This window comes from Pseudomonas sp. FG6, assembly GCF_057809015.1.
Window position 1 is genome coordinate 52548 of record NZ_JBMDJD010000025.1, and the last position, 26228, is coordinate 78775.

The window sequence follows — 26228 nt, forward strand, 5'->3', positions numbered from 1 at the left end:
TAATCCCATCTCTTTGTAGGGACATGGACGACCGAATGACGGCCCATCAACGTAGCGCCATGCGCACAGCCATGCTTTACCTCGCGCTGTCGGTTGTCTGGCTGCAATTGGTTGGTTATTTATTGAGCAGTTTCTTCGATCAATCCGATGACCAACATCGCTGGCTGCTGATCAACGGGTATATCTGGGTGCTGGTCAGCACCGGATTGATCTTCCTCGCGCGGTTGCGACTGTCGCGATTTCTGCAAAGAGAGGGAAACCCCGCCGATCGCGACCGCCTGCGCCAGGCCGCCGCCGTGTTCGATTGCACCCGCGAAGGGGTGTTGGTGACCGATTGCAACGGTCTGATCGTGCACGTGAACCGGGCTTTCATCGCGATCACCGGTTACGAACGCGAGGAAGTGCTGGGCCAGCGCCCCAATCTGTTCAAGTCGGGCCGCCATGGCGCGGCTTTCTACCGTGACATGTTTGCCGCCCTGGACAGCCTCGGCGAGTGGAGCGGTGAAATCTGGAACCGTCGCAAAAGCGGCGAGATCTACCCGCAGTGGCAAACGATCCGGGTCATTCAGGATGACAACGGCCAGGTCAGTCATTACGTTGCAGTGTTTTCGGACATCAGTGCGCTCAAGGATTCCGAACACGAACTGGCGCACCAGGCTCATCACGACCCCCTGACGGGCCTGCCCAACCGCCTGCTGTTTTCCGACCGCACCGAACAGGCCCTGGCGTCGGCGCAGCTGCACAAACGCGGCTGCGCCCTGCTGCTGGTGGACCTGGACCACTTCAAGATCATCAACGACAGCTTGGGCCACAACATTGGCGATGAGTTGCTCAAAAGGGTGGCCGAGCGCTTTCGCGAGCTCTTTGCGCCGGGTGTGACGCTGGCCCGGCTCGGGGGCGACGAGTTTGCCCTTTTGGTGGAAAACTGTTCCTTGCCCGGGCAGGCGGCGGTATTGGCCCGTCGTATCCTCGATGCGTTGAAGGAGCCGTTGCGCCTCGACGACCAGGCCTTGTTCATCAATGCCAGCATCGGCATCAGTCTGTTCCCCGCCGATGCCCTGAGCGCCGGCCAGTTGCTGCGCAATGCCGATTCGGCGCTGTTCAAGGCCAAGAACGCCGGGCGCGATGGTTATGCCTTGTACACCGAGGAGCTCACCGCCCACGCCCAGCAGCGGGTCGAGATCGCCTTCGATTTGCGCTGCGCCCTCCAGCGCGAGGAACTGCGGGTTCATTACCAACCGGTGCACGATCTGGCGACCAGTCGCCTGGTCGGTGTCGAGGCGCTGGTGCGCTGGGAGCATCCCAAGCGTGGGCTGGTTTCGCCGGGCGAGTTCATTCCCATCGCCGAGCGCACCGGGCTGATCGCCCAGATCGACGCCTGGGTCATGGACCAGGCCTGCCGGCAGATGTGCCGCTGGCAGCAGGCGGGCGTGGCGTTGTCGTTCGTCGCGGTCAACGTATCGAGTCGGTTGCTCGGCCATCGCGAGCTGTACGAACAGGTGGCCAAGGTGTTGCAGGACACTGGCCTGGACCCGGCGTGCCTGGAACTGGAAGTGACCGAGAGCGCTGTGATGGAAGAGCCGGAGGTGGCGCTGGAGCAGATGCATCGGTTGCGCGAATTGGGCGTGAGGCTGGCCATCGATGATTTCGGCACGGGCTATTCGTCGCTGCTGCGCCTCAAGCGCCTGCCGGTGCAGAAGCTCAAGATCGACCAGGGCTTTGTCGCCGGCCTGCCGTGGGACGAGGACGACGCTGCAATCGTCCGGGTGATCATCGCCCTGGCCCGCAGCATGGGCATGCAGGTGCACGCCGAAGGCATCGAACAGCGCGAGCAAGCGGCGTTCTTGCTTGAACAGGCTTGTGAGCTGGGGCAGGGCTACTGGTTCGGAAGGCCCGTGTCGGCGGCGCAACTGGACTGGGATTGTGCACCGGCCATTGCTTGAAGATCAGTGTCGCGGCTGTATGTTATTTGGTTATATAAAAATTCTTAAATAGTCTTTTTAAGAATATCTCGCCTTATCTAGTATTGCTCCCACGCCGCAAGCAGTGCCGCCCACTGCCAGGCATTCATTCAAAGGAGCAGCAGCATGAGCGCATCCCTACGCAGCGTTGACGGACAGGACGAAGCCACCCTCTTGCGTGAGATCCAGAACGCGTTGCGCGATCTGCGCTTTGGGGCCGTGGAGATCACAGTGCACAACGCTCAGGTGGTCCAGATCGAGCGCAAGGAAAAATTCCGTTTGCAGCAGCCGAGTCATAAACCGTCTTGAAACAGGTGGGTTGTCGTGGGAGCAAAGCTTGCTCGCGAAACAAGCGCCTCGATCTCTGTAGAGACCGCATCGCCTTCGTCGCGAGCAAGCTTTGCTCCCACAGCGTTTCGATCTTTCCAGGCCTCACGATTTTGAAGCCATAAGAAAACCAAGAATTCCCGGAGCTATCACCATGTCGTCCATTCGTCGTTATGCCCTGGCCGCGCTGGCCAGTGCCGTTTTCGCAGGTTCCGCCGTCGCCAAGGATTATGAGCTGCTCAATGTGTCTTACGACCCGACCCGTGAGCTTTACCAGGACTACAACGCCGAATTCGCCAGCTTCTGGAAAAAAGCGCACCCGGACGACACGGTGAAGATCCAACAGTCCCACGGGGGGTCGGGCAAGCAGGGCCGGGCGGTGATCGATGGCTTGCGGGCCGATGTGGTGACCCTGGCGTTGGCCGGTGACATCGATGAAATCGCCAAGCTGGGCAAAACCCTGCCGGCGGACTGGCAAACGCGCCTGCCGGACGCCAGCACGCCTTACACCTCCACCATCGTGTTCCTGGTGCGCAAGGGCAATCCCAAGGGCATCAAGGATTGGGGCGACTTGATCAAGAACGACGTGTCGGTCATCACGCCAAACCCGAAAACCTCCGGCGGCGCTCGCTGGAATTTCCTGGCTGCCTGGGCCTACGGCCTGAAGGCCAACGGCGGTGACGAGGCCAAGGCCAAGGACTACGTACAGGCGCTGTTCAAGCATGTGCCTGTCCTGGATACCGGCGCCCGTGGCTCGACCATTACCTTCGTCAACAACGGCCAGGGCGATGTATTGCTGGCCTGGGAAAACGAAGCCTTCCTGGCACTGAAGGAGGAGGGTGGCGCCGATAAATTCGACATTGTCGTGCCGTCGCTGTCGATCCTCGCCGAGCCGCCGGTGGCCGTGGTGGACAAGAACGCCGAGAAGAAGGGCAATGCCGAGATCGCCGAGGCCTACCTCAAGCACCTGTACAGTCCGGCCGGCCAGGAGATCGCCGCGAAGAATTTCTACCGCCCGCGTGACAAGGACGTGGCCGCCAAGTATTCCGGGCAATTCCCGAAATTGGAGCTGGTGACCATCGACAAGGACTTCGGCGGCTGGAAAACTGCCCAGCCGAAATTCTTCAATGATGGCGGTGTGTTCGACCAGATCTATCAGGCGCAGTAAGCTGAACAAGACCTGAGTGAGCTGATTCCAGGCTAAAGCCGAACACTGAATCTGTGGCGAGGGGATTTTGTGGGAGCAAGGCTTGCCCGCGACATAGGCGACTCGGTTTTGAAGTACCGCATCGTCCCCATCGCGGGCAAGCCTTGCTCCCACCCAGTCTTGTTTCCACAGTGTGTTTTCAACAAGGACTTTTAATGTCGCGTCGCATATCCCCCGTCATACCCGGCTTCGGGCTGACGCTGGGCTACACTCTGGTGTACCTCAGTCTGATTGTGCTCATACCGCTGGCGGCGATGTTCGTCCATGCCGCCCAACTCACCTGGGAACAGTTCTGGGCGATCATTTCGGCGCCACGGGTGCTGGCCGCCTTGAAGCTCAGTTTCGGCACCGCGCTGTATGCCGCTGTCATCAACGGCGTGATCGGTACGCTGCTGGCCTGGGTACTGGTGCGCTACACCTTCCCCGGGCGCAAGGTCATCGATGCGATGATCGATCTGCCGTTCGCCCTGCCCACCGCCGTGGCCGGCATCGCCCTGACGGCGTTGTATGCACCGACTGGCCTGGTCGGCCAGTTCGCCACCGACTTGGGTTTCAAGATCGCCTACACCCCGCTGGGCATCACCCTGGCGCTGACGTTCGTGACGCTGCCGTTCGTGGTGCGCACGGTGCAACCGGTGCTGGCGGACATCCCCCGTGAAGTCGAAGAAGCCGCTGCCTGCCTGGGTGCCAAACCGTGGCAGGTGTTCCGCCACATCCTGATGCCGGCGTTGCTGCCAGCCTGGCTGACCGGTTTCGCCCTGGCCTTTGCCCGTGGCGTGGGCGAGTACGGTTCGGTGATTTTCATCGCCGGCAACATGCCGATGAAAACCGAGATCTTGCCGCTGCTGATCATGGTCAAGCTCGACCAATACGACTACACCGGCGCCACCTCCATCGGCGTGCTGATGCTGGTGGTTTCCTTCGTCCTGTTGCTGCTGATCAACCTGCTGCAGCGGCGCATCGAAACCCCATAAGGAGGCGCGAACCATGTCCCAATCGTCTATTACCGCTGCCTCCACCAACGCCGCCCGCCGCGGCAGTGCGACGTCGCGACGGGTGCTGATCGGCTTCGGCTGGCTGGTCTTTACGCTGTTTCTGCTGTTGCCGCTGTTCATCGTGGTGTCCCAGGGCCTGAAGTCGGGCCTGGGGGCGTTCTTTGTCGCGATCCTTGAACCGGACGCGCTGTCGGCGCTCAAGCTCACGGTGATCGCCGTGCTGATCTCGGTGCCGCTGAACCTGGTGTTCGGCGTCAGTGCCGCGTGGTGCGTGAGCAAATATTCGTTCCGCGGCAAGAGCATGCTGGTGACGCTGATCGACTTGCCGTTCTCGGTGTCGCCGGTGATCGCCGGCCTGGTCTACGTGCTGATGTTCGGCGCCCAGGGCCTGTTCGGGCCGTGGCTGTCGGACCACGACATCCAGATCGTGTTTGCGCTGCCGGGTATCGTGCTGGCGACGATTTTCGTCACCGTACCGTTCGTGGCCCGTGAACTGATCCCGCTGATGCAGGAGCAGGGCACCCAGGAAGAAGAAGCCGCGCGCCTGCTGGGCGCCAATGGCTGGCAGATGTTCTGGCATGTCACGGTGCCGAACATCAAGTGGGGCCTGATCTACGGCGTGGTGCTGTGTACCGCCCGGGCCATGGGCGAGTTCGGCGCGGTGTCGGTGGTGTCCGGGCACATTCGCGGAGTGACTAACACCCTGCCGCTGCACGTCGAGATCCTCTACAACGAATACAACCACGTGGCCGCGTTCGCCGTGGCGAGCCTGTTGCTGATCCTGGCGCTCTTGATCCTGCTGCTCAAGCAGTGGAGCGAAAACCGTATCAACCGCCTGCGCGCCAGCGCCGCGGAGGAATAAGTCATGTCGATCGAAGTCCGTAACGTCAGCAAGAATTTCAACGCATTCAGGGCCCTGGACGAGATCAGCCTGGATATCCAGAGCGGCGAGCTGGTGGCGCTGCTGGGCCCTTCGGGCTGCGGCAAGACCACATTGCTGCGGATCATCGCCGGCCTCGAAACCCCGGACCAAGGCAGCATCGTGTTTCACGGCGAGGATGTGTCCGGCCACGACGTGCGCGATCGCAACGTCGGTTTCGTGTTCCAGCACTACGCCTTGTTCCGCCACATGACGGTGTTCGACAACGTTGCCTTCGGCCTGCGCATGAAGCCCAAGAACCAGCGTCCGACCGAAAGCCAGATCGCGACCAAGGTCCACGAGCTGCTGAACATGGTGCAACTGGACTGGCTCGCCGACCGTTACCCGGAGCAGCTGTCCGGCGGCCAGCGCCAGCGTATCGCCCTGGCCCGCGCCCTGGCGGTCGAGCCCAAGGTGTTGCTGCTGGATGAGCCGTTCGGTGCCCTGGATGCCAAGGTCCGCAAGGAGTTGCGTCGTTGGTTGGCGCGGCTGCACGAGGATATCAACCTGACCTCGGTGTTCGTGACCCACGACCAGGAAGAGGCCATGGAAGTCGCCGACCGGATCGTGGTGATGAACAAAGGGGTGATCGAGCAGATCGGCTCGCCGGGCGATGTCTACGAGAACCCGGCCAGCGATTTCGTGTATCACTTCCTCGGCGACTCAAACCGCCTGCACCTGGGCGAGGACCAGCATGTGCTGTTCCGTCCCCATGAAGTGTCGCTGTCGCGTACTGAACTTGAAGACCACCACGCCGCCGAAGTGCGCGACATCCGCCCGCTCGGCGCCACCACCCGGGTGACGCTGAAGGTGGAAGGCCAGAACGAGCTGATCGAAGCCGAAGTGGTGAAGGACCACGACAGCCTGGTGGGCCTGGCGAAGGGCGAGACGTTGTTCTTCAAGCCGAAGGTCTGGCAGAAAGTCGCCAACCTCTAAAAGCATCGTCGGAACGCCACCCGGAGCAAGCCCGCTTCCACAGTGAATTGAGGGTGACCACAAATCTGTTGGCCATCCAAGAATCCTGTGGGAGCGGGCTTGCTCGCGAAGGTGTCCCCACGGACACCCCGATCCGAATCCGAATAACACCACCCCACCTTGCTTCGATTGGTTCTACGCCAATGCCCTTTCCCCGCCCAAACCCTACCTAGACTCTGACAGGCCAGGAGGCAAGTAAGAGTCCATGACGGACCGGTGTCATCTCTCCTGGTGCCCTGATGCCAAGGAGAGAAAACATGAGCGTGGAAGTCCGTCGGCATGGCCCGCTTGGCTGTGCGTTGTTAGGCGTCATGCTGGGTCAGGCCGCCAGCGCCGCCCCCTCGTTGTCGCCGCAGATTCCCTTCGATGTCACGGTGACCCCACCGGTTTCCCTGTCCAACCTGCAAGCCGATTTCGATGACCTGTCGTGGCAGACCTTCATTGCCCTGAGCTGGCCGGCGCTGGACAACGGTGACCCGAATACCGGCACCCCCATCGGTCAGCAGGACGGGGCGACGGTGTGGGAGAGTTGGAAAGAGAGCTACCAGATCTTCCGGGCCAAGGGCCAGGCGCCTCTGCCGTGGAATGCACCGGCCACGCTTCCCGAGGTGTGCAAGCAACTCAAACCGGGCCGGCTGTTGCAGCAGATGGGCAAGGTGCCGGATGTGCTGGATGAGTTTATCCAGCCTTTCGAGAGCGGCCCGCTGGTGGACCAGAACGGCACTTACACGCGCAACGAAATCGTGGTCAACCAATCGATGTTCGACGGGATCGTCGACAACGGTTTGTACAGCATCGAAGGCCAGCAGAAATTCTTCGCGGCCAAGCCGAGCAACACCGTGGCGTTTGCCTGTGGCTCGACCAGCACAAAACAGGTCGGTGCGTTGATGGTCAAGGCGTCGTGGAAGGTGTTGGGGCCCAACGACCGCCGCGAGGATTTCCACACCGTCGATGCGCTGGTCTACACCCCAGGCAACAGCGACCCGAGCCATGGGCCGATTGTCGAGGAGTCGTGCGCGTCCGAACCGGTCGGGCTGGTGGGGCTGCACATCGTGCACAAGACCGCCAGCGCGGCGCAGTGGGTCTGGTCGACCTTCGAGCATGTGAACAACGTGCCGCAAGCCTCCACGCCGCCGGCCCAGCGCGTCGGTCCGTACCTGTTCTATAACGCTGCCAGCCAGAGCGCGATCAACCAGCCGCCACCACGGCCCTGGAACCCGGCGGTCAAGGCCACGCCCTCGCAGATCGTGCGCGAAATACCGCTGACCGACGGGACAAAAAGCTTGAACAGCACCTATCAGGCGCTGTTGCGTACGGTCAATCCGAAGAGCGTCTGGGCGAACTATCAATTGATCAGCACCCAATGGCCGACAGACACGCCTTTGCCGAATTGCCAGATATCGGCCACCAGCCCGTTGGGCAATCCGGCGCCGTTGTTCCTGGCCAACGCCACGCTGGAAACCTACATCCAGGGCACCGTGCCACAGGCGTCGTCCAGTTGCATGGCCTGCCATGGCAATGCGGCCACCCATGTCACCGAATCCCCGCGTACCAGTTTCGCGGACTTCACCTACTTGCTTGAGCGTGCGCAGTCCACTGGCGGACAAGGAGTCAATCATGAGCAGTGATCTGGACAATTTCGTAGGCCTGTCATCGGCCCTGACCGGCATTCCCACGGACCGACTGGCGCCGCCGATCGATCAGGTGGGGTTGCCGCCGATCTTCCTTGAGTTCGTCACGCCGCGCATCACGCCGCAAGTGCTCAATGGCTTGCTGACCCAGTACGCGACGCTGGCGGCAGACCATGTCCCCCCGGACCAGATTGCCCAGACGATACTGATGGCCGGATCGCGTCCGGCCGTCACGCCTGCGGCCCTGGCCGCCCGCTCGATCATGAAGCTGTGGCTACTGGGTGTCTGGTATCAGCCTTACGCCGCTGGCAGCTACCAGTCGACCGATTCGATGGTGGTCTCCGACCAGGCCTACATCCAGAGCTGGGCCTGGAAAATCGCCCAGGCCCACCCCATGGGCTACAGCGAAATGTTCTTTGGCTATTGGAACACCACGCCGCCCAGCCTTGAGGATTACACCGGGGTGGCGGCCAACGAGCAGCCAGGAGCCTCGTCATGAGTACCGAACAAGCAGAAGTGGTCATCGTCGGGGCTGGCCTGGCGGGCAGCATCATCGCGTATCAGTTGGGCATGGCCGGCGTGGAGGTGCTGATACTCGAATCTGGCCCGGAAGTGCCGGCCAATCGCGCGCAATACCTGGAGCGCTTCTACACCGCCACGCTGAAAACCCCGGAATCCCCTTACCCGCCGGTGTCGGCCCTGGACACACCGCGTGACCCGAGCAAGGAGAACGCTCCGCGGGCGACCATCGCCGACCTGATCCGTGGCTGGGACAAGCCCGGGGTCAGCTATCTGGTGCAGAAAGGCAAGCTGCCGTTCAACAGCACCTATGAACGGGTCGGCGGCGGGACGACCTGGCATTGGGTCGGGACGTGCCTGCGCATGGTGCCGAACGATTTTCGCCTCAGGAGCAAGTACGGCGTCGGCGTGGATTGGCCGATTGGCTACGACGATCTGCAAAGCGCCTATTGCCGGGCGGAGGCGGAAATCGGCGTGTCGGCCAATGTCGCCGACCAGGCCTACCTGGGCATGACCTTCCCCGAAGGTTATTCATTCCCGATGCACAGCATCCCCTTGTCGCTGGTCGATGGCAGTTTCGTCAGCGCCGTGACTGGCCAGACTTTCGACGGCTTGCCGTTGGTGGTCAGCCCCACGCCGGCCGGGCGCAACGCTCAGCCCTACGCCGGGCGCCGGGTGTGTGCGGGCAATACCAACTGCACGCCGATCTGCCCGATCCAGGCCAAGTACGACGCCACTGTGACCCTGAACAAGGCCCTGGCCACCGGCAAGGTCCGGGTGCTGTACCGGACCGTTGCCAGCAAAGTGACGGTGGGCCCGGACAACAACATCAATGGCATCGAGTTCATGCAGTATCAATTGGGCGAGGGGCCGCAGACGGGTACTGGCGTGGCCATCGGGCAGCGTTACGTGATCGCCGCCCATGCCATCGAAACCCCTAAATTGCTGCTCAACTCCAAAAGCTCGGCCTGGCCCAACGGTGTGGCCAACAGCAGCGGCCAGGTGGGGCGCAGTTTGTCCGACCATCCGATTTACCTGGCGTGGGGGCTGATGCCGGAAGGCAAGACGGTGTTCCCGTATCGCGGCCCGGTGTCCACGGCGGGCATCGAGAGCCTGCGTGACGGCGACTTTCGCAGCCACCGCGCGGCATGGCGCATCGAAATCGGCAACGAAGGCTGGAACTGGCCAGTGGGCGACCCTTACGTCACCGTGGCCGATTTCATCGACGGGGCGAACACCAGCCGCACCAACCCATTGCCCTCCAAAGCGACACCGGCACCGCCCAGTGAGGCGCTTTACGGCACGGCGCTGATTAAACGACTCAACGACCTGTTCATTCGCCAGTTCCGGATCGGCTTTTTGGTGGAGCAGGTGGAGCAAGATCCCGACCACGCCAGCAGCTACATCGTGCCTTCCACGGATGGCTACAAGGACGGACTCGGCATTCTCCGGCCGGAGATTCATTACGACCTGTCCGATTACACCAAGGAAGGTTTCCGGCAAGCGAAGATATTGGCGAGCCACATCATCAAGGACCTGCTCGGTGCCGTGGAACTGACGGATATCGTTGGCCAAGGGACGTTCGAGTACAAAGGTGACCAATACAGCTTCCAGGGCGCTGGGCACCTGATGGGCACGTACCGCATGGGCAGTGATCCGGCCAAGTCGGTGGTGGACAAATACCAGCGCAGTTGGGATCACCAGAACCTGTTCCTGGTGGGCGATGGGGTGTTCCCCAGCACCGGCACCTCGAACCCCAGCCTGACGATCGCGGCGCTGTCATTCCAGGCCGGGGACACCGTGGCCAACGACCTGAAGGCGGTGACGATGCAGGTCCAGGCCAACCAGCCCTGGCAGGGCACGGGCGTGCAGATCAATACGCTGGTGCCGCGCCTGGTGCGTTACGTCAGTGGGCGGTGGTGTGCCAGCCCGCAAGGCGGCAACGTGGATGGGAACGGCGGTTCGAGGCACATCGACTATGACAGCTACGCACTGCCCGGTGCTGCCGAAGGCGCTTTGATCGGCCGGGTGGGCGACGCCGGCACGCCGTTCCTGGTCGGCGACCTGGGGCAGGCGCCCGCCGGCCAGCAAGGTGAGCTGCAGTTGTGCATAAACGATGACCTGACCGGGCGCTACGGGGCGGGGTTGACCGACAACACAGGGTCGCTGACGGTCCGGGTCGAGTTCGGCACGCTGTAGCGTTAGAGCGGTGACTTTTGTGGGAGCGAGCTTGCTCGCGATGGCGTTGGATCAGCTTGCATCGAGGTTGGATGTACCGCTGTCATCGCGAGCAAGCTCAGCTCCCCCAGGGGCTGTGTCAACATGCCAACCGTTCAGGCCGCCGAACGCTGGTTGCGCAAGGCGACGGGGCCGGCGCGTTCTTCGATGGCGCGCTTGAGCTCGCCCCGAAGCCCCAGCAGGAAACCCGCTTCGACCACCACGAACAGGGGGCCGACGATCAACCCGCTCAGGTCGTCGACGAACGCCGGTTTGCGACCCTCGTAATAGTGGCCGACAAACTGGATGATCCAGCCCAGCACAAACATCCCCAGGCCACTGCCCAGCCACACCGCAGTGCCTTGGACGGCCAGTGTCTGGCCCAGCCACACGGCCAGGCCTAGCAGTACGGTCATCAGCCCACCCAGGCGCCATTCCAGGCGCAGATAGAACCAGGCGCTCGCCGCCGCCACCAGCAGCGCCGGCGACAGCAGCACCGCCCCCATCGGCCAGCCCGGGCGCGAGAGCAGCACCGCGACGGCGACGAAAATCAGTGGAATGCCGACAAAATGCGTGGCGATGTTCCGTGGGTCGCGGTGGTAGGCCGCGTATTGACTGAGATGATCGACGAGGCTTTTCATTGTTGTTCCTCTTGAGGGGGTACCTGCATGATGCCTGGGTCCCACGAGGCGTTCTGTCAGTTAGCCGACACTTGTCCCGGAGTTTCCATGAATGCGCATCCCTGGCACTCGCACCTGATGGCCGGTCATTGGTACAGCCATTTGCCCGTTGAATTGCAGGACAGCCTGCTGGGAATGTCGCGGGTTCGTCGCCTGTCGCCGGGGCAGCGGCTGTTCAAGCGGGGCGATCCGCCCTGCGGGATGTACGCGGTGCTTGAGGGGGCGGTACGGGTCGGCGCGGTGAACGAACACGGCAAGGAGGCGTTGCTGAGCGTAGTCGAAGCGCCCCACTGGTTCGGCGAAATCTGCCTGTTCGACGGCCAGCCGCGCACCCATGATGCGTTGGGGGTGGGGCAGTGCACCCTGCTGCATCTGCCGCAGGCGGCACTGCTGGCGTTTCTGGAAGAGCAACCACGCCACTGGCGGCACCTGGCGCTGCTGATGAGCCACAGACTGCGCCTGACCTTCATCAGCCTCGAACACCTGAGCCTGATGCCCGCCCCGGCCCGCGTGGCCCATCGGCTGTTATTGATTGCCGAAGGCTACGGCGAAATCGAACCGGCACGCCGGGTTCTGCCGTTGCCCCAGGAACAGCTGGCGCTGATGCTCTCGCTGTCGCGCCAGACCACTAACCAGATCCTCAAGGACCTGCAAGGCCAGGGGATTGTCCGGCTGGGTTACGGTGAGATCGAGATCGTCGACATCGAGCGGCTGCGCGTCCTGACCACACTCTGAAACCCTCTCCGGCTCCCACAGGGGTGTGTTCGTCACGGATCCCTAGCACAACCCATCCCGAAACTGCCCCGGCGTCATCCCGGTCCAGCGCTTGAACGCGCGGCTGAAGCTGCCGGCGTCGGCGAATCCCAGCAGATAACCGACTTCGCTCAACGAACATTGCGGGTCGCGCAGGTGCAGCAACGCCAAGTTCTCCCGGCACTCATTGAGCAGTGCATCGAAGCGGCAGCCTTCATCGGCCAGGTGCCGTTGCAGGCTGCGCAGGCTCAGGTGCAGGACCTGGGCGACGCGCTCGGCGCTCGGTTCGCCTTCGGGCAGTTGGGCTTCGATGGCCGTGCGTACCTTGCGCTCCCAGGTCAGCGGCTTGAGCGGGGCGTGGCTGCGCTTGAGCTGGGTTTCGTTGTCGGCGGCCGACGCCGGATCGGCGTCGTCCAGGTGGCTGTCGAAATCGACGAGGTTGAATTCCAGGCGATCCTGCTCGGCACCGAAATGCACCGGGGCGCGGAACATCTTCTGCCACGGCGCGGGGTCTGCCGGTTCCGGGCGCCGCAGGTACACCGCCAACGGCGCGTAGTCGCGGCCCAGCCGGCTGCGACAGGTGCGCAGGTAAATCGCCGTGAAGGCGTCGATGGCTTCAAAGGCTGGCGCCGAATGGCCGGCAGGTACCGTGAGACTGAGCATATATCGATCGTCGGCGCGACTCAGTTGCAGCGTCAGCGCGTCGTTGACCACAGGCTGGTAGCGCACGATGCGCTCGAACACTTCCCGCAGATTGTCACTGGCGACCAAGGCATAGCCCAGTGCATGAAACGTGGAGGGGCTGACGAAGCGCGACACCCGCAAGCCGATCGCCGGGTCACCGCTGGCTTGCACGGCCAGTGCCCACAGACGCGTGATGGCCGAGAGCGGGTAGCGGGCGTTCGGCTCGTCCATCCGTTGCGGATCGAGACCGGCTTCAAGGCACAGCGCATGGCTGTCCAGGTCGAGCGCGTCGAGCTGTCTGCACAGGGCGCGGGTCCAGCTGGCGAGGGAACTCGGCTCGGTCATGACGATAGGCGCCCGTGGTCGACAGGTTGGCGTATACGGCTACCACCCTGCCAGGCAATGCCCGCCAGGATGAGCACATCGATAAGAGAGGATTAAGCCATGCACGGCACTTGTGCAAGTCCCACGCTACGCCGGGGAGCGTCTAACCTTGTCCTCTCGTCGGTCAAGTTCACCCAGCCCTAATTTTTTTCAGAAGGTGGCCGACAGAGAGGTATGCATGCACCAAAGTGGAGCAGATCAAAAGTCTCGCCCGCGCGGCTAAATGAGTTGTTGCAAACGGAATGCACCCCCACTCCCAGCATAAGAAGCCTCATCAATGAATCTCAAGTTCAGTCATAAGATCCTCCTGGCCGCCTCCGGCGTCGTGGTCCTGGCGTTTGCTCTGTTCACCCTCTACAACGACTATCTGCAGCGCACCACCATCGGTCGCAGCCTTGAATCGTCCATCGAGCAATCCGGTGACCTGACGGCCAGCAGCGTCCAGAACTGGATGAGCGGCCGGGTGCTGGTGTTGGAAAACCTGGCGCAGAACATCGCGCACCAGGGCGCCAACGCCGATTTGGCTGGGCTTGTGGACCAACCGGCGCTGACCTCGAACTTCCAGTTCACCTACGTGGGCCAGGCCAGCGGTGTCTTTACCCAGCGCCCCGACGCAAAAATGCCGGACGGCTACGACCCGCGCCAGCGGCCTTGGTACAAGCAGGCCGTCGCCGCCGATAAAACCATGCTGACCCCGCCTTACCCGGCGGCCGTCGGTGGCCTGGTGGTGACCATCGCCATGCCGGTCAAGCACAACGGCGAGCTGCTCGGCGTGGTGGGCGGCGACCTGAGCCTGGATACCCTGGTCAAGATCATCAACTCGGTGGACTTCGGCGGGATTGGCCATGCGTTCCTGGTCAGCGGCGACGGTCAGGTGATCGTCAGCCCGGACAAGGACCAGGTGATGAAGAACCTCAAGGACATCTACGCGGGGAGCCCTGTGCGCATCGGCAAGGGCATCCAGGAGGTTGAGCTGAACGGGCAGGACCGCATCCTGTCGTTCGCCCCGGTTACCGGCCTGCCAAACGCCGAGTGGTACATCGGCCTGTCGATCGATAAGAGCAAGGCCTACGCGCCGCTGAGCCAATTCCGTACTTCGGCCCTGATTGCGATGTTCGTCGCGGTGACGGCCATTGCGTTGCTGCTGAGCTTGTTGATCCAGGTCCTGATGCGTCCGCTGACCACCATGGGCCGTGCCATGCAGGACATCGCCCAGGGCGAAGGCGACCTGACGCGTCGCCTGGTGGTGCAGGGCAAGGATGAATTCGCGGTGTTGGGTGGTTCGTTCAACCAGTTCGTGGAGCGGATCCACGCGTCGATCTCGGAAGTGTCGTCCGCCACCCGGCAGGTGCATGACCTGTCGCAGCGGGTGATGACCTCGTCCAATGCCTCGCTGCTCGGCTCCGATGAGCAGAGCGCTCGCACCAACAGCGTGGCCGCGGCCATCAACCAGTTGGGCGCCGCGACCCAGGAAATCGCCCGCAACGCCGCCGATGCTTCGCAGCATGCCAGTGGCGCCAGCGACCAGGCCGACGACGGTCGCCAAGTGGTGGAAAAAACCATCCAGGCCATGACCGAGCTGTCGCAGAAGATCAGCCTCTCGTGCACTCAGATCGAAACCCTGAACGCCAGCACCGACAACATCGGGCACATCCTCGATGTGATCAAGGGCATCTCCCAGCAAACCAACCTGCTGGCCCTGAACGCGGCCATCGAAGCGGCTCGCGCCGGTGAAGCCGGGCGTGGGTTTGCGGTGGTGGCCGATGAAGTGCGCAACCTGGCGCACCGCACCCAGGAGTCGGCGGAAGAGATCCACAAGATGATCACCTCGCTGCAAGTCGGCTCCCGCGAAGCGGTGACCACGATGAACGCCAGCCAGACCTCCAGCGAAGAAAGCGTGGAAGTGGCCAACCAGGCCGGCCTGCGCCTGGTCAGCGTGACCCAGCGCATCGGCGAGATCGATGGGATGAACCAATCGGTGGCCGCTGCGACCGAGGAACAGACCGCCGTGGTCGAAACCCTCAACATGGATGTCAGCCACATCAACCTGCTGAACCAGCAAAGCGTGGCCAACCTCAATGAAACCTTGAAGGATTGCGATGCCTTGTCCCAGCAGGCCAATCGACTGAAGCAACTGGTGGACAGCTTCAAGATCTGAGCCTAGTTGCGAGCCGATCCGATCCCCTGTGGCGAGGGAGCTTGCTCCCGCTGGCCTGCGCAGCAGGCCCTCGCATTGCTTCAGGTAAGCCGCATTGCCTGGTTTTGCGACTGCTGCGCAGCCGAGCGGGAGCAAGCTCCCTCGCCACGGATTTGAGTTGTCCGCGCTATCGCGAGCAAGCTTTGCTCCCACAGGGGTTTGGGGATGGGGGCTTAGGCAAACATCCGCTGCACATTCCCCATGGCTTCATCGGCGAACCCTTGCAGGAAGTCCCTGAAGCCCGACGGGGTATGGGCGTCGGTGTGGTCGGCGATGATGGTCCAGGTGGCGCGGCAGCGGTTGTCGGCCAGCGGTTCGACACGCATGGCCGCCCACAGGTTGTCGATGCCCAGGGTGTTGTAGATCAGCGTCCAGGTCATGTGCATGGCCTGGTCGTCCCGGCTGTTGAGTTGCTCTACCACCAGGTTCTGCCCGTCGGCGAAGAACTTCTTGCGCAGGGACCTCACGCCCTCGCCGGTCATTTCGATGCGCGCCAGCGCCGGGATGAAACGGTTGAACCCACCAAAATCGCCTACCACGTCCCAGACGCGCGCCGCGTCGGCCGCTACCTGGACCGAGGTTTCGACCTGGCAGGCGTGGGGATTCTTGATCAGGGTGTCCGGTTGAAATGCACTCATGGTCTTGCTCCTTGCTTTGGGTTGGGGCTTTGGGTTGAAAGACGTCAGATGAAGTCGATGGCCTTGAGGTAGTCGGCGCCGCGGCGCAGCAGGTCCGGGGACTTTTCCGGATAGCGCGCGCCCATCTGCCGCACGCCGATGCGGGCGTTGTCGTGGCGGATCAGCGAGATGTCGCCGATGTCCTCCTCGAAGCCGTTGAGGTAGAACCCCAGCACGCCGAACAGCGCGTTGTCGGCATCGACCCGGCCCAGTTGCCGTTGCCAGTCGGCCACGCTCACCAGGGAAAACTCCCGGCCGCTGTCGCGAAACGACGCCACATAAGCGTCCCAGCTCAACGGCTCGGGGTTGTGCAGGTTGAACACCGCCTGCGCCGGCTGGTAACGGCTGGCATGGAAGGCGATGAAGCGCGCCAGGAAGTCCACCGGCATCAGGTCGAAATTGAGCGACAGGTCGGGCACCTGACCGAGCTGGATCGAGCCCTTGAGCATCAGCATCAAGCGGTTCTTGTGGGGCTGGCAGACCCCGGTCTGGCTGTTGAAACTGATGTTGCCGGGGCGGAACAGGTTGACCCACACCCCGCGCTCCCGGGCCCGTTGCAGGATCCGTTCGCCGACCCATTTGGACAGGTTGTAGCCGTTCTTGATGTAGATCGGCGGTGTCGGCGCGGCAGGTTGTTCCAGGACCTGGCCATCGGTGTCCAGGGCACTGGAGGCCGAGAGTGTGGAGACGAAGTTGAAGATCTTCTTGCTGCGCCCTTCACACAGGCGCAGGCACTCGAAAATCGGTTCCACGTTGTCCGGCGCCAGGGACTCGTAGTCGAGCACGTGATTGACGTGGGCGGCGTTGTGCACCAGCGCGCCGAAGGTGCGGTCGATGCGGGCGTAGACGTCATCCGGCAAGCCCAGTTGCGCCTGGGTGATGTCGGCGGCGTAGACGCTGACGCGGCTCAGGTCCAGATGGGTCAGGTGGTTGTCTCGCAGCGCCTGGGAGAAGCGCTCGGCCGCGCTCTGCCCGGCGCTCGCACGCACCAGGCAGGCCACTTCGGTGGCGCCCCAGGCCAGCAGCGCCTCGACGATGTGCACGCCCAGAAAACTGTTGGCACCGGTCACCACCACCTTGTGCACATCCCCGCATTGGCTGATGGGCAGCGGCTCTATGTCGAGCTCGGTTTCGGCATCGATCAAGGCCTGGGGGCTGAGGGTCGACACGCCGTTTTGCTCAGGGCTGTCGAGCAACTTCGCCAGGGTGATCAGCGTGGGCGCTTCAATGAACCGGTTGATCGACAGGCTGCGACCGAACGTCTGGCGGATGCTCAGCAGCATCCGTGACAGCAGGATCGAATGTCCGCCAAGGTTGAAGAAACTCTCATCGGTGGCGATGTCTTCGAGCGGCAGCTCCAGCAGCTCGGCCCACAATTGCTGCAATTGCGTTTGCAATGCGTTCTGCGGCTGACGGCGCTGGCTGCCGACCTGGACCTGCACGGCGGTTGCGAGCAAGGCTCGACGATCGACCTTGCCGTTGCTGGTGTAAGGCAGGCTGGGCAGTTCGACATAGGCCGCCGGGTGCATGTAGCTGGGCAGCGAGTCCTGCACATGCTCACGCAACGCCTGGAGCGCGCGCTCATCCAGTGGGCCCGCCAGGAACGCCAGGATTCGCCGCCGCTCATCGATCCCGACCGCCACCTGGCGAAACAACTGGCTTTCGCGCAAGCAGTGTTCGATTTCCTCGGGTTCGACCCGAAAGCCACGGATCTTCACCTGGTTATCGCGACGCCCGCACAGTTCGATGCCGTCATCGGTCCACTGGCCGATGTCCCCGGTGCGATAAACCCGCAGCGTTTGCCCGGCGGGCAGCGTCAGGTCGAGGTAGCGAGCCGCGCTCAGCGCCGGGTCGTTCAGGTAACCCAGGCCAACGCCGGGCCCGGCGATGAACAACTCGCCGGGGCTGCCTTGGGGCACCGGTTGCAGCTGTTCGTCCAGGATCAACACCCGGCTGTTGGCGATGGGCGCGCCGAGGTTGCGGTTGTTGTCGCCCACGCCAAATGGCCGCGTGGTCGCCAGCACGCTGGTCTCGGTCGGGCCATAGATGTTGTGGAACCGGCATTGCGGCGCGAGTCGTTCGATCACGAACGGCTCGCAGACATCCCCACCGGTAATCAGGTGCGCCAGGCCCAGCGGTGCATCGAGCGGCATGACGCTCAGCAGTGCGGGGGGCAGAAAGGCGTGGCTGATCTGCTGCTGGTGGATCAACGCCACCAATTGCTGCGGATCGCGGCGCTGGTCCTCATTGGGTGCCACCAGCAACGCGCCCTGGATGAAGGTCGGCAGGATATCCAGCAGCGACGCGTCAAAATTGATGGTGGAAAACTGCAACGCGCGGCTGTCGCGATGCAGCCCGACGTAGTCGCTGTACCAGGCGCAGAAATGGCTGAGGTTGCGATGGCTGAGCAATACGCCCTTGGGCTGTCCGGTGGTGCCCGAGGTGTAGATCGCCACGGCCGCTTCGTCGCCAGCGACTTCGCGGTGGATCAGCGAGGCCGGGAGACCCTGTTCGACCGTGGGCAGGCGCTGCACATCCAGGGTTGGCAACGCGAGCTCGCCCAGGTCGCAGTTGCCGTCGTGCAGCAGCAGGTCGGCCTTGGCGTTCTCCAGGATAAAGCGTCGCCGTTGCGCCGGGTGTTGTGGGTCCAGTGGCAAGTACACCGCCCCGCAACCGAGTACCGCCAGGATCGCCGCATACAGGTGCGCAGATTTTGGCAGGCACACCGCAATCACCTTTTGCGAGCTACGCTGGTGGAAGCAAGGCTTGTCTGCGGTAGATGATGACTCGTTCTGGTTGGGTACTGGGGTGGTTGTGTTATCGCGGGCAAGCCTTGCTCCCACAGGTTTTGCTTCAACAGATTCTGCTTCAGGCAAGCATTGCAGCATGGCCTGCTGCACCCTCAGCGCCAGGCTGCGCAAGGTCTTGTAGTCGATGCGTTGCCCATCGACCCACAGGGCCGGTCGCGTCCCATCGTCGAGCATGCGTTGTTCGATGCTGTGCATCACCGGCACTTCGGCGGCGTCCAGCAACCACGGCACGGGTGGTTGATTGAGGCGGTGTTCGAAGGCCAGAGGTTCCAGCGCATCGAGCGCGAGCAGGGGCTTCTCGACAGCCTCGGCCGGCACTGCCGGCCAGTGCTCGAAGCAGGTCACATCCCGTGATAACTGGCTGACCAGCCGCGCACCGGTCTCCACCACCGTCGCCAGCGTGCGCAGGCGCAAGGATTGGCCGTTGCCATCGCGTTGCGGCGCGATCACCTCCTGCTCCAACAGCCGCTGTACTCCGTCGCGAAAAATCAATACCGGCTGCGGCAATGCCGTGCCGGGCAGCGTGCGCAGCGCCACGCGCACTTGCAGGTACGCACGGGCTTGAAGGTCGCACGGTGTCGTGCCGTCGTCGATCAACAGGTCGATTGCGCCGGAGTCGGCCAGCGACGGCCGATGCGCGACGGCGTGGCCGTGCAGTTCCAGTTCCCGAGCCAGTTCGGCCATGGCCTGGCTGGTGCCAGGCACTGCAATTTCGAGGCGTTTCATTGAAAGGTCCTCATGGGGTCAGATAGTCGGCCAGGGCGTCGCTCACGCAAGGAGACGCGAGCATGGAACTGCTGCGGAAAAAGCGCGTGATGTTGCCCACCAAGGGGTGAAAACGGTTGATGGGGTAGGCCAATGCGGCGGCGTCTTCACGCAGCGACTGGCGCACCGCTTCGTCGACGGGCAACTGCGCGATGAGCGCCAAGTCGAACCCTTGCTGCAGGTCGCTCGCCAGGTACTGGACGATGAAACCGGGCATCAGGCGGGCAATTGCCTCGCGGTCCTGCTCGGGGGCCGTGCGCCAGTAGATCTGCACCAATCGCGTCCAGAAACCGGAGTGCCGTCCCTCGTCCAGCAAGTGGTCGGCCATCAGCCCCTTGATCGAGGCCTTGACCGAGTCGTCCCGGGCGAAGGCCGCCACGTCGTTGGTCACGGTGTTCTCGGCGATGGCGATGCAGATCAGCTCCACGGCGCTGAGCAAGTGCTCCGGTGCCTGGGCCAGGGTCGCGGGTATCGCGCGGCTGAGCTCGATCTGCGCAGGCAACAGGATCGGTTCGATGCCGGTCATCTCGATGGTCTGCTGCATGAAGTCCATCGCCACCAGTGCGTGATAATCCTCGTCCACCACCACCGTCATCGCGTCGTAGCGACAGGCGAACGGGAACTCGATGCCGAAGCTGTTCTTGGCGATGCGCCGGGCGGTGTGGTCCACCAATTCCGTCTCGAAGATCACCACGTCGTTGATGAATTTGTAGAGGCTCTGCACCAGCACAAAATCGCGCAACTGCGGACAGTGGCTGAGGAAGGTCTGGCTGTGCACCAGCGGCTGGCGGCTCATGGGGAAGAACAACTTGTCGTCGTCTTCGACCCGGCGCCTTGGTCGGGTACGGATCGTGGCACGGCTTTCCCAGGCATCGGCGAAGGATTGATACACGACGGCGTTCATGGCATCACCTGCGCGACCGGTTGGGCCATGCTTTGGCGCAGTCCGTCCCACAGCGCTGCCCGGCTGTGGACGGCGGCGAGCGCGGCGGCCAGCACCTCGGTCTCGCGTTGCGGGTCACCGTCGATCAAGCGGGCGAGGAGTTTTTCCGCGGCCGGGCCGTGGTCTTCGGAGTCGACCTCAATGTGTCGCTGCAGGTAGTAGCGAAAGGTCGGTGCCTGATCCAGGCCGATGCCCCAGGCGTCCAGCATGCGCTGGAACATCCGCGGGATGACGCTCTCGCGACCGTGCACGAACGCGGCGGCCACGCTGTGAGCCGGGGCATGCAGGGCGGTGTGCAGCGTTTGGCGGACGAACCGGGCCGCAGCGGGCTCGACCTCGACACTCTCCAGGGCCGTCTCGGGGCTGACGCCCTCCTGTTGCAGGGTGATGAATCGCTCGATCGCGCGGGTGTCGGCACCCACCTCGCGCATGGCGTCCAGGTACAGTTCGAAATGGCTGCAGTAGCCGGCGCCAGGGCGATCATCCGATTCTTCGCCCAACACGATTTCGTTGATCAGCCGCGCAGCGTGCGGGTCGGCGGGCGGGAGCCAGGGTAAATGGACACAGGTCAGCTCGCGTTGCAGCCGCTTGGTCAGAGACATGAAGTCCCACACGGCAAATACGTGACTTTCCATAAAGCGGCGCAGCAGATCGATTGATGTTATTTCGGAAAAAACCGGGTGTTGACCAAGTTCGTGTTTTTTCAGAGATAGTTGTTCTTTAGTGGGCTGCATTGGAACGTCCTCATCAATGATGTTGCTCCGGAGAGGTACCCGCTATTTTATTAAGGCGAGCGAGTGCCTGAACCGGAATCCATGAATTATCCAAGTAATTGAAATGTTCTAGCGGTCTATGTGCTTTTGGCTGTAGGCCTTGTGTTCAGGCGTTTAGTTGAAGGTTGAAATAATCGATGACAACTCGACGAAGAAAAAATTAATACACGAAACAAGAAGTCGGCAAGTTATTTTTTAATTATTTAAAGTTTGATGTTTGTTGGGCGCGAGTGCGGCTGTTAAAACTTTTGATATAAGTTTTATTGGGGCGAAGTTGCTCCTTCCGATTTGCACTTATCAGAATTTAATAGTTCGAGTGAATGCCTCACTCGGAGCACTTCAGGGAACAGGGGAATCAAGAAATTGGGGATGTATGGGAGGGTGATCGGTCGGACACCCGATCATCCCGCCGGTTGGGCGACGCTCCTTGCGTGGTGGCTTCGATTCGCTCGGCTTTGTCGCCAGGCGCTGACTTCTTCAGGTCTGTTTTTTGAATCGACAAATGCAAGAGTGAGCCCAAATCGATGGCAGTGCCATTGAACTGATGGGGCGACGGCTCACGAGCACGGCCAAGCCGCACCTGGCAGGCAATAAGGCGAGTAGGACGGATATGTAAGAAAGTGATGCGCCGGCCGGGTGGCCGGCGAAATCAAAGACCTGGCTGTTGCTCCAGGTACCGTCGGATGGCAACGCAGGCTTTTTCCAGATGGAGTTCCAGCACGGCAACCGCTTTATCGATGTCTTGCACGCGCGCAGCTTCGAGCAACGCGCGATGGTCGTCCTGGGTCAGCTTGCCCAGGCCCATGGACGACAGGTGAAAGCGCAGGAAGCGCTCTTCCTCATTGAGTTCGCGCTCGATCAGGTCCAGCAGCTTGCTGTTGGGAGCCTTGTGGTAGAGCGACATGTGGAACAAGCGGTTGAGCTTGCCGATTTCGGCGTGATCGGTCTGCACCTCCAACTGCTCGATGTATTGCGCGGCCAATGCCAGGTCGTTGGCATCGAGCAACGGAATCGACAGGCGCAAGGCAAAGGCTTCCAGGACCGCGCGCAGGGCGTAGGTCTCGATGGCGTTGTTGGTGATCAACGGCGCCACCACGGCGCCTTTGTGCTGAACCACGTTGAGCAGCGACTGCGCTTCCAGCTGGCGCAGCGCTTCGCGCACCGGCATGCGGCTCACGCCGAACAGGTCGGCCAGCTCCTGCTGGCGAAGGGCGGTGCCGCAGGGCAGCCGGCCGTCGAGGATGGCCTCGCGCAGGGAGCCTTCGATGATCGAACGCGCCTGGGCCGCGGGGATGGGCCCGTTGACCTGGATGGTGCTGAGTGGTTTGGGCTTCTGTGTCACGACAACGCACCCTGACTGGTAATGACTGATTGGATCCAAGCGAACATTAGTAACAGATTGCCAGGCCGTCAAAGCCTCGCGGCTCCCGTTCCTGAACTAAAGTTTAGCGTGCTTGCGGTGATTGCACCTTGCCACTTCTTTTGCCGTTGTCTTTTGCTGGGGCAGGCTTCACCATCCAACGAATTTCCAACAGCCCTTTCGGACGTATTCCCTTGGCTGCACCTTTCCCGGTCTTCAGGTCCTTGCGCTGGCTGTGTTCGGCATTGCTGCTGGCCGGCCTCATGCTGGGTGCCTTGCAGGCCGACTGGGACTTTGCCCAGATCAGCCGCCGGGCGCAAGCGTTGTACGGGCCGCTGGGCGAAGGGCAGCGGCGCATCGATGACTGGCAACGCTTGTTGGCGACCCAGAAACAGATTCCGGAGCTGGAGCAGCTCAAGGTGGTGAACCTGTTCTTCAACAAACAGGTGCGCTACGTGGAAGACATCGACCTGTGGCACGAGGTCGACTACTGGGAAACGCCGATCCAGGCCCTGTGGAAGGGTGCCGGCGATTGCGAGGACTACGCCATCGCCAAGTATTTCAGCCTGCGTCATCTGGGGGTGTCCAGTGACAAGCTGCGCATCACCTACGTCAAGGCCCTGCGGCAGAACCGTGCGCACATGGTGCTCACCTACTACGCCACCCCTGAGGCCATGCCGCTGGTGCTCGATAGCCTGATCGATGGCATCCTGCCCGCCAGCCAGCGTACCGACTTGTTGCCGGTCTACTCTTTCAATGCCGAAGGGCTGTGGCTGTCGGGCAAGGGCAGCAAGAAAGTGAGCGACACCAAGCGCCTGTCCCGATGGCAGGATGTGTTGAAAAAAATGCAGGCCGAAGGTTTTCCGGTCGAGACGACTAACTAGGAGCGCGCGCTCAGATGTCTTTGTTCAAACAACTGTTGATCGCTATCTGTCTGTTCCTGGTGGTTGCCTTCAGCGGCAGCTTCACGGTCAGCCTGGAGAGCTCGCGGGCCCAGTACGTCAACCAGCTGCGCTCCCACGCCCAGGACGCGGCCACGGCGCTGGCGCTGTCCCTGACGCCGAACATCGACGACCCGGCGATGGTGGAGCTGATGGTCAGCTCGATCTTCGACAGCGGCTACTACGCCAGCATCCGCGTGGTCGACGTGGCCACCGACAAGACCCTCGTCGAGCGCACCGGCACCCCGGATGCCGGCAGCGTGCCGCAGTGGTTCGTCAAGCTCATCGGCCTGGAGCCGGCCGGTGGCGATGCGATCGTCAGCCGTGGCTGGGAGCAGGCGGCGCGGGTCGAAGTGGTCAGCCACCCGATGTTCGCCCTCGCCAAGCTGTGGCAGAGCGCGCTGGGCAGCCTGGGCTGGTTGTTGCTGTGCGGCGCCGTGAGCGCGGTGCTGGGGGCCTTGCTGTTGCGCCGCCAACTCAAGCCGCTCGACTACATGGTGCTCCAGTCCCAGGCCATCGCCCGTCGCGAGTTCCTGAGCCTGCCGGAGTTGCCACGCACGCCTGAACTGCGCCGCGTGGTGCAGGCGATGAACCAGATGGTCGAGAAGCTCAAGGCGTTGTTCCAGGAACAGGCCGAGCGCAGCGAAAAGCTGCGGGTCGAGTCCTACCAGGACAACCTCACGGGCCTGGCCAACCGACGTTATTTCGAAATGCAGCTCAATGCCCGGGTGAGTAACCCGGAGCAGGCCAGTTCCGGCTATCTGCTGTTGCTGCGGGTCAAGGACTTGGCCGGCCTGAACCAGCGCCTGGGCGGGCAGCGCACCGACCAGTTGCTCCAGGCCGTGGGTGAGCAATTGCTGCGCGAAAGCGCACGGTACCCGGAAACCCAGAACCTGGTGACGCGTATCCGTGGCGGCGAGTTTGCCGTGCTGGCGCCGGGCCTGGTGCGTGAGGAAGCGGTGCATCTGGCGCAGAACCTGGAAAGCGCATTGACGAGCCTGTACGCAACCGGTGCGACCGACGTGACCCCGGTGGCCCACATCGGATTGGCGCCGTTCGTCCATGGCGACTCGACGCAGGCGGTGTTGCAGCTCGGCGACCAGGCCCTGGCCCAAGCCGAAAGCCAGGGTGAGCCGGCTTGGGCTTGCCTGGATCACAGCTTGGTCACCAGTATCGGCGACGACCACCATGCTTGGCACACGCTGCTCGACCAGGCCTTGAATCATCAGCGATTCGAGCTGTATTTCCAGCCGGTGGTGGCTGCCCAGGACACTCAAGTGGTGCTGCACTACAAGGTGTTGTCGCGGCTGTCGGACGAGCACGGCCAGACCATTCCTGCCGGACGCTTCCTGCCCTGGCTGGAGCGCTTCGGCTGGACGGCGCGTCTGGACCGCTTGATGCTCGAACAGGTGCTCAAGCACATGGCCGGGCATGAGCAATCCCTGGCGTTGAACTTGTCCTCGGCGACCTTGGGTGATCCGCAAGCGCTGAACAAGATTTTTGAGATCCTGCGGACCCATTCCAACCTTGGGTCGCGGCTGACCCTGGAGATTGGTGAAGAGCAATTGCCGGAGCAGGCGGTGCTGGAGCAATTGACCCGTCAGTTGCGCGAGCTGGGTTTCTCCCTGAGCCTGCAGCGTTTTGGTGGGCGGTTCAGCATGATCGGTAATTTGGCGCGGTTGGGGTTGGCTTACCTGAAGATCGATGGCAGTTATATTCGGGCCATTGATCAGGAGAGCGATAAGCGTCTGTTTATTGAGGCGATTCAGCGGGCGGCCCACAGTATCGACTTGCCGCTTATTGCTGAGCGGGTGGAGACGGAGGGGGAGTTGGCGGTGATTCGGGAGATGGGGTTGTTTGGGGTGCAGGGGCGGTTGGTTGGGGAGCCTGGGCGTTGGGCTTGATGGCCGGCTCGTGGTTTATGGATTGAGTACATATCCGTTGCTGCGGTAACGGCGGCTTATGGTTCCGCCCTTACGGCGGCTCACTTTTTTTCAGACGCCAAAAAAAGTAAGCAAAAAAGGCTTGCCCCACCACTCGGCACCTCGCCTAGGGCGAGGTGTTCCCTCACTCCGGCATTGCTCCGTGGGCCCGCCGCGAAGGGCCATCCATGGCCCAGCGCGGCTATCCCGGCCTCCATGCCAGGATGCCCACTGCGCAATGCCTGCGTTCGGCCAGCGTAGTTAACGGGGCCTCCAAGATCAAAATCAAGATCAAGATCAAAAGCGAGGCGGCCTAACAGCCGACCTATCTCTCGCAGATGCACTCAATCCAACTGTGGGAGCGGGCTTGCTCGCGAAGACGGCGGCACATCCAGCATGGATGCAAGCAGACCCACCGCCATCGCGAGCAAGCTCGGCTCCCACAGGGATCGGCGGTGGACACTGGTCTTGTAAGCGACCAAAAACCTGTGTGGGAGCGAGCTTGCTCGCGATGGCGTCCGCCCAAACAACCAAGCCCTTGCAGATGCATATTGCCAGCAAGGTCCTAGGAGATTTCCTTCAAGTTGC

At 62.4% G+C, this 26228-nt stretch carries 20 protein-coding genes; 13 read left to right on the forward strand and 7 right to left on the reverse strand.

The features are described from left to right. Nucleotides 1–35 precede the first annotated feature (35 nt). The 9 genes from dibA to ACODSJ_RS17205 all read left to right on the forward strand — a co-directional run bounded on the left by dibA (nt 36) and on the right by ACODSJ_RS17205 (nt 10733). A complete protein-coding gene (gene dibA / locus ACODSJ_RS17165; RefSeq protein ID WP_489102859.1) occupies nt 36–1943 on the forward strand; it encodes a phosphodiesterase DibA in 1908 nt (635 codons plus the stop codon). A gap of 144 nt (nt 1944–2087) precedes the next feature. Further along, on the forward strand, nt 2088–2270 hold the full coding sequence (gene oscA, locus ACODSJ_RS17170) for a sulfur starvation response protein OscA (protein WP_489102860.1): 183 nt from the start codon (nt 2088–2090) through the stop codon (nt 2268–2270). Between the two features lie 172 nt (nt 2271–2442). Then, on the forward strand, nt 2443–3456 hold the full coding sequence (locus tag ACODSJ_RS17175; RefSeq protein ID WP_489102861.1) for a sulfate ABC transporter substrate-binding protein: 1014 nt from the start codon (nt 2443–2445) through the stop codon (nt 3454–3456). A gap of 194 nt (nt 3457–3650) precedes the next feature. Next, entirely contained in the window at nt 3651–4469 is an 819-nt protein-coding gene (gene cysT, locus ACODSJ_RS17180) for a sulfate ABC transporter permease subunit CysT (protein WP_489102862.1), read from the forward strand. 13 nt (nt 4470–4482) lie between these two features. Beyond that, nucleotides 4483–5352, forward strand: a complete 870-nt coding sequence (gene cysW, locus ACODSJ_RS17185) for a sulfate ABC transporter permease subunit CysW (protein ID WP_489102863.1) — start codon at nt 4483–4485, stop codon at nt 5350–5352. Nucleotides 5353–5355: 3 nt separating this feature from the next. Beyond that, on the forward strand, nt 5356–6345 hold the full coding sequence (locus ACODSJ_RS17190; protein WP_489102864.1) for a sulfate/molybdate ABC transporter ATP-binding protein: 990 nt from the start codon (nt 5356–5358) through the stop codon (nt 6343–6345). 296 nt (nt 6346–6641) lie between these two features. After that, a complete protein-coding gene (locus ACODSJ_RS17195) occupies nt 6642–8012 on the forward strand; it encodes a cytochrome C (RefSeq protein ID WP_489102865.1) in 1371 nt (456 codons plus the stop codon). Further along, nucleotides 8002–8514: a sorbitol dehydrogenase gene (locus ACODSJ_RS17200; protein WP_489102866.1), complete on the forward strand. Its 513-nt coding sequence runs from the start codon at nt 8002–8004 to the stop codon at nt 8512–8514. Before ACODSJ_RS17195 ends, ACODSJ_RS17200 begins: the two co-directional genes overlap by 11 nt. Next, a complete protein-coding gene (locus tag ACODSJ_RS17205) occupies nt 8511–10733 on the forward strand; it encodes a GMC oxidoreductase (protein WP_489102867.1) in 2223 nt (740 codons plus the stop codon). Before ACODSJ_RS17200 ends, ACODSJ_RS17205 begins: the two co-directional genes overlap by 4 nt. Nucleotides 10734–10867: 134 nt before the next feature. Here the strand turns inward: ACODSJ_RS17205 and ACODSJ_RS17210 are convergent, their stop codons facing one another. Next, entirely contained in the window at nt 10868–11392 is a 525-nt protein-coding gene (locus ACODSJ_RS17210) for an Mpo1 family 2-hydroxy fatty acid dioxygenase (RefSeq protein WP_489102868.1), read from the reverse strand. Between the two features lie 87 nt (nt 11393–11479). Between ACODSJ_RS17210 and ACODSJ_RS17215 the strand changes: the two genes are divergently transcribed. Next, nucleotides 11480–12166 (forward strand): Crp/Fnr family transcriptional regulator, encoded by a 687-nt coding sequence (locus ACODSJ_RS17215; protein WP_489102869.1) that lies wholly within the window; start codon nt 11480–11482, stop codon nt 12164–12166. A 42-nt stretch (nt 12167–12208) separates the two neighbouring features. Here ACODSJ_RS17215 and ACODSJ_RS17220 read toward each other — a convergent pair whose 3' ends face one another. Then, complete coding sequence (locus ACODSJ_RS17220; protein WP_489102870.1) at nt 12209–13213, reverse strand: AraC family transcriptional regulator; 1005 nt, start codon at nt 13211–13213, stop codon at nt 12209–12211. A gap of 316 nt (nt 13214–13529) precedes the next feature. On the opposite strand from ACODSJ_RS17220, the gene ACODSJ_RS17225 reads away from it, so the two are divergent. After that, nucleotides 13530–15410, forward strand: a complete 1881-nt coding sequence (locus tag ACODSJ_RS17225; RefSeq protein ID WP_489102871.1) for a methyl-accepting chemotaxis protein — start codon at nt 13530–13532, stop codon at nt 15408–15410. 212 nt (nt 15411–15622) lie between these two features. Here ACODSJ_RS17225 and ACODSJ_RS17230 read toward each other — a convergent pair whose 3' ends face one another. The 5 genes from ACODSJ_RS17230 to ACODSJ_RS17250 all read right to left on the reverse strand — a co-directional run bounded on the left by ACODSJ_RS17230 (nt 15623) and on the right by ACODSJ_RS17250 (nt 22759). Further along, nucleotides 15623–16087, reverse strand: a complete 465-nt coding sequence (locus ACODSJ_RS17230; protein ID WP_489102872.1) for an SRPBCC family protein — start codon at nt 16085–16087, stop codon at nt 15623–15625. Between the two features lie 44 nt (nt 16088–16131). After that, a complete protein-coding gene (locus ACODSJ_RS17235; RefSeq protein ID WP_489102873.1) occupies nt 16132–19662 on the reverse strand; it encodes a non-ribosomal peptide synthetase in 3531 nt (1176 codons plus the stop codon). A gap of 10 nt (nt 19663–19672) precedes the next feature. After that, nucleotides 19673–20605: a diiron oxygenase gene (locus ACODSJ_RS17240; protein WP_489102874.1), complete on the reverse strand. Its 933-nt coding sequence runs from the start codon at nt 20603–20605 to the stop codon at nt 19673–19675. Further along, a complete protein-coding gene (locus ACODSJ_RS17245) occupies nt 20602–21378 on the reverse strand; it encodes a DUF3050 domain-containing protein (RefSeq protein WP_489102875.1) in 777 nt (258 codons plus the stop codon). Before ACODSJ_RS17245 ends, ACODSJ_RS17240 begins: the two co-directional genes overlap by 4 nt. A gap of 688 nt (nt 21379–22066) precedes the next feature. Further along, nucleotides 22067–22759, reverse strand: a complete 693-nt coding sequence (locus ACODSJ_RS17250; RefSeq protein ID WP_489102876.1) for a GntR family transcriptional regulator — start codon at nt 22757–22759, stop codon at nt 22067–22069. A 212-nt stretch (nt 22760–22971) separates the two neighbouring features. Here ACODSJ_RS17250 and lapG point away from each other — a divergent pair, with 212 nt between their 5' ends. After that, nucleotides 22972–23661: a cysteine protease LapG gene (gene lapG / locus ACODSJ_RS17255; protein ID WP_489102877.1), complete on the forward strand. Its 690-nt coding sequence runs from the start codon at nt 22972–22974 to the stop codon at nt 23659–23661. 14 nt (nt 23662–23675) lie between these two features. Beyond that, complete coding sequence (gene lapD / locus ACODSJ_RS17260) at nt 23676–25622, forward strand: cyclic di-GMP receptor LapD (RefSeq protein ID WP_489102878.1); 1947 nt, start codon at nt 23676–23678, stop codon at nt 25620–25622. Nucleotides 25623–26228 lie beyond the last annotated feature (606 nt).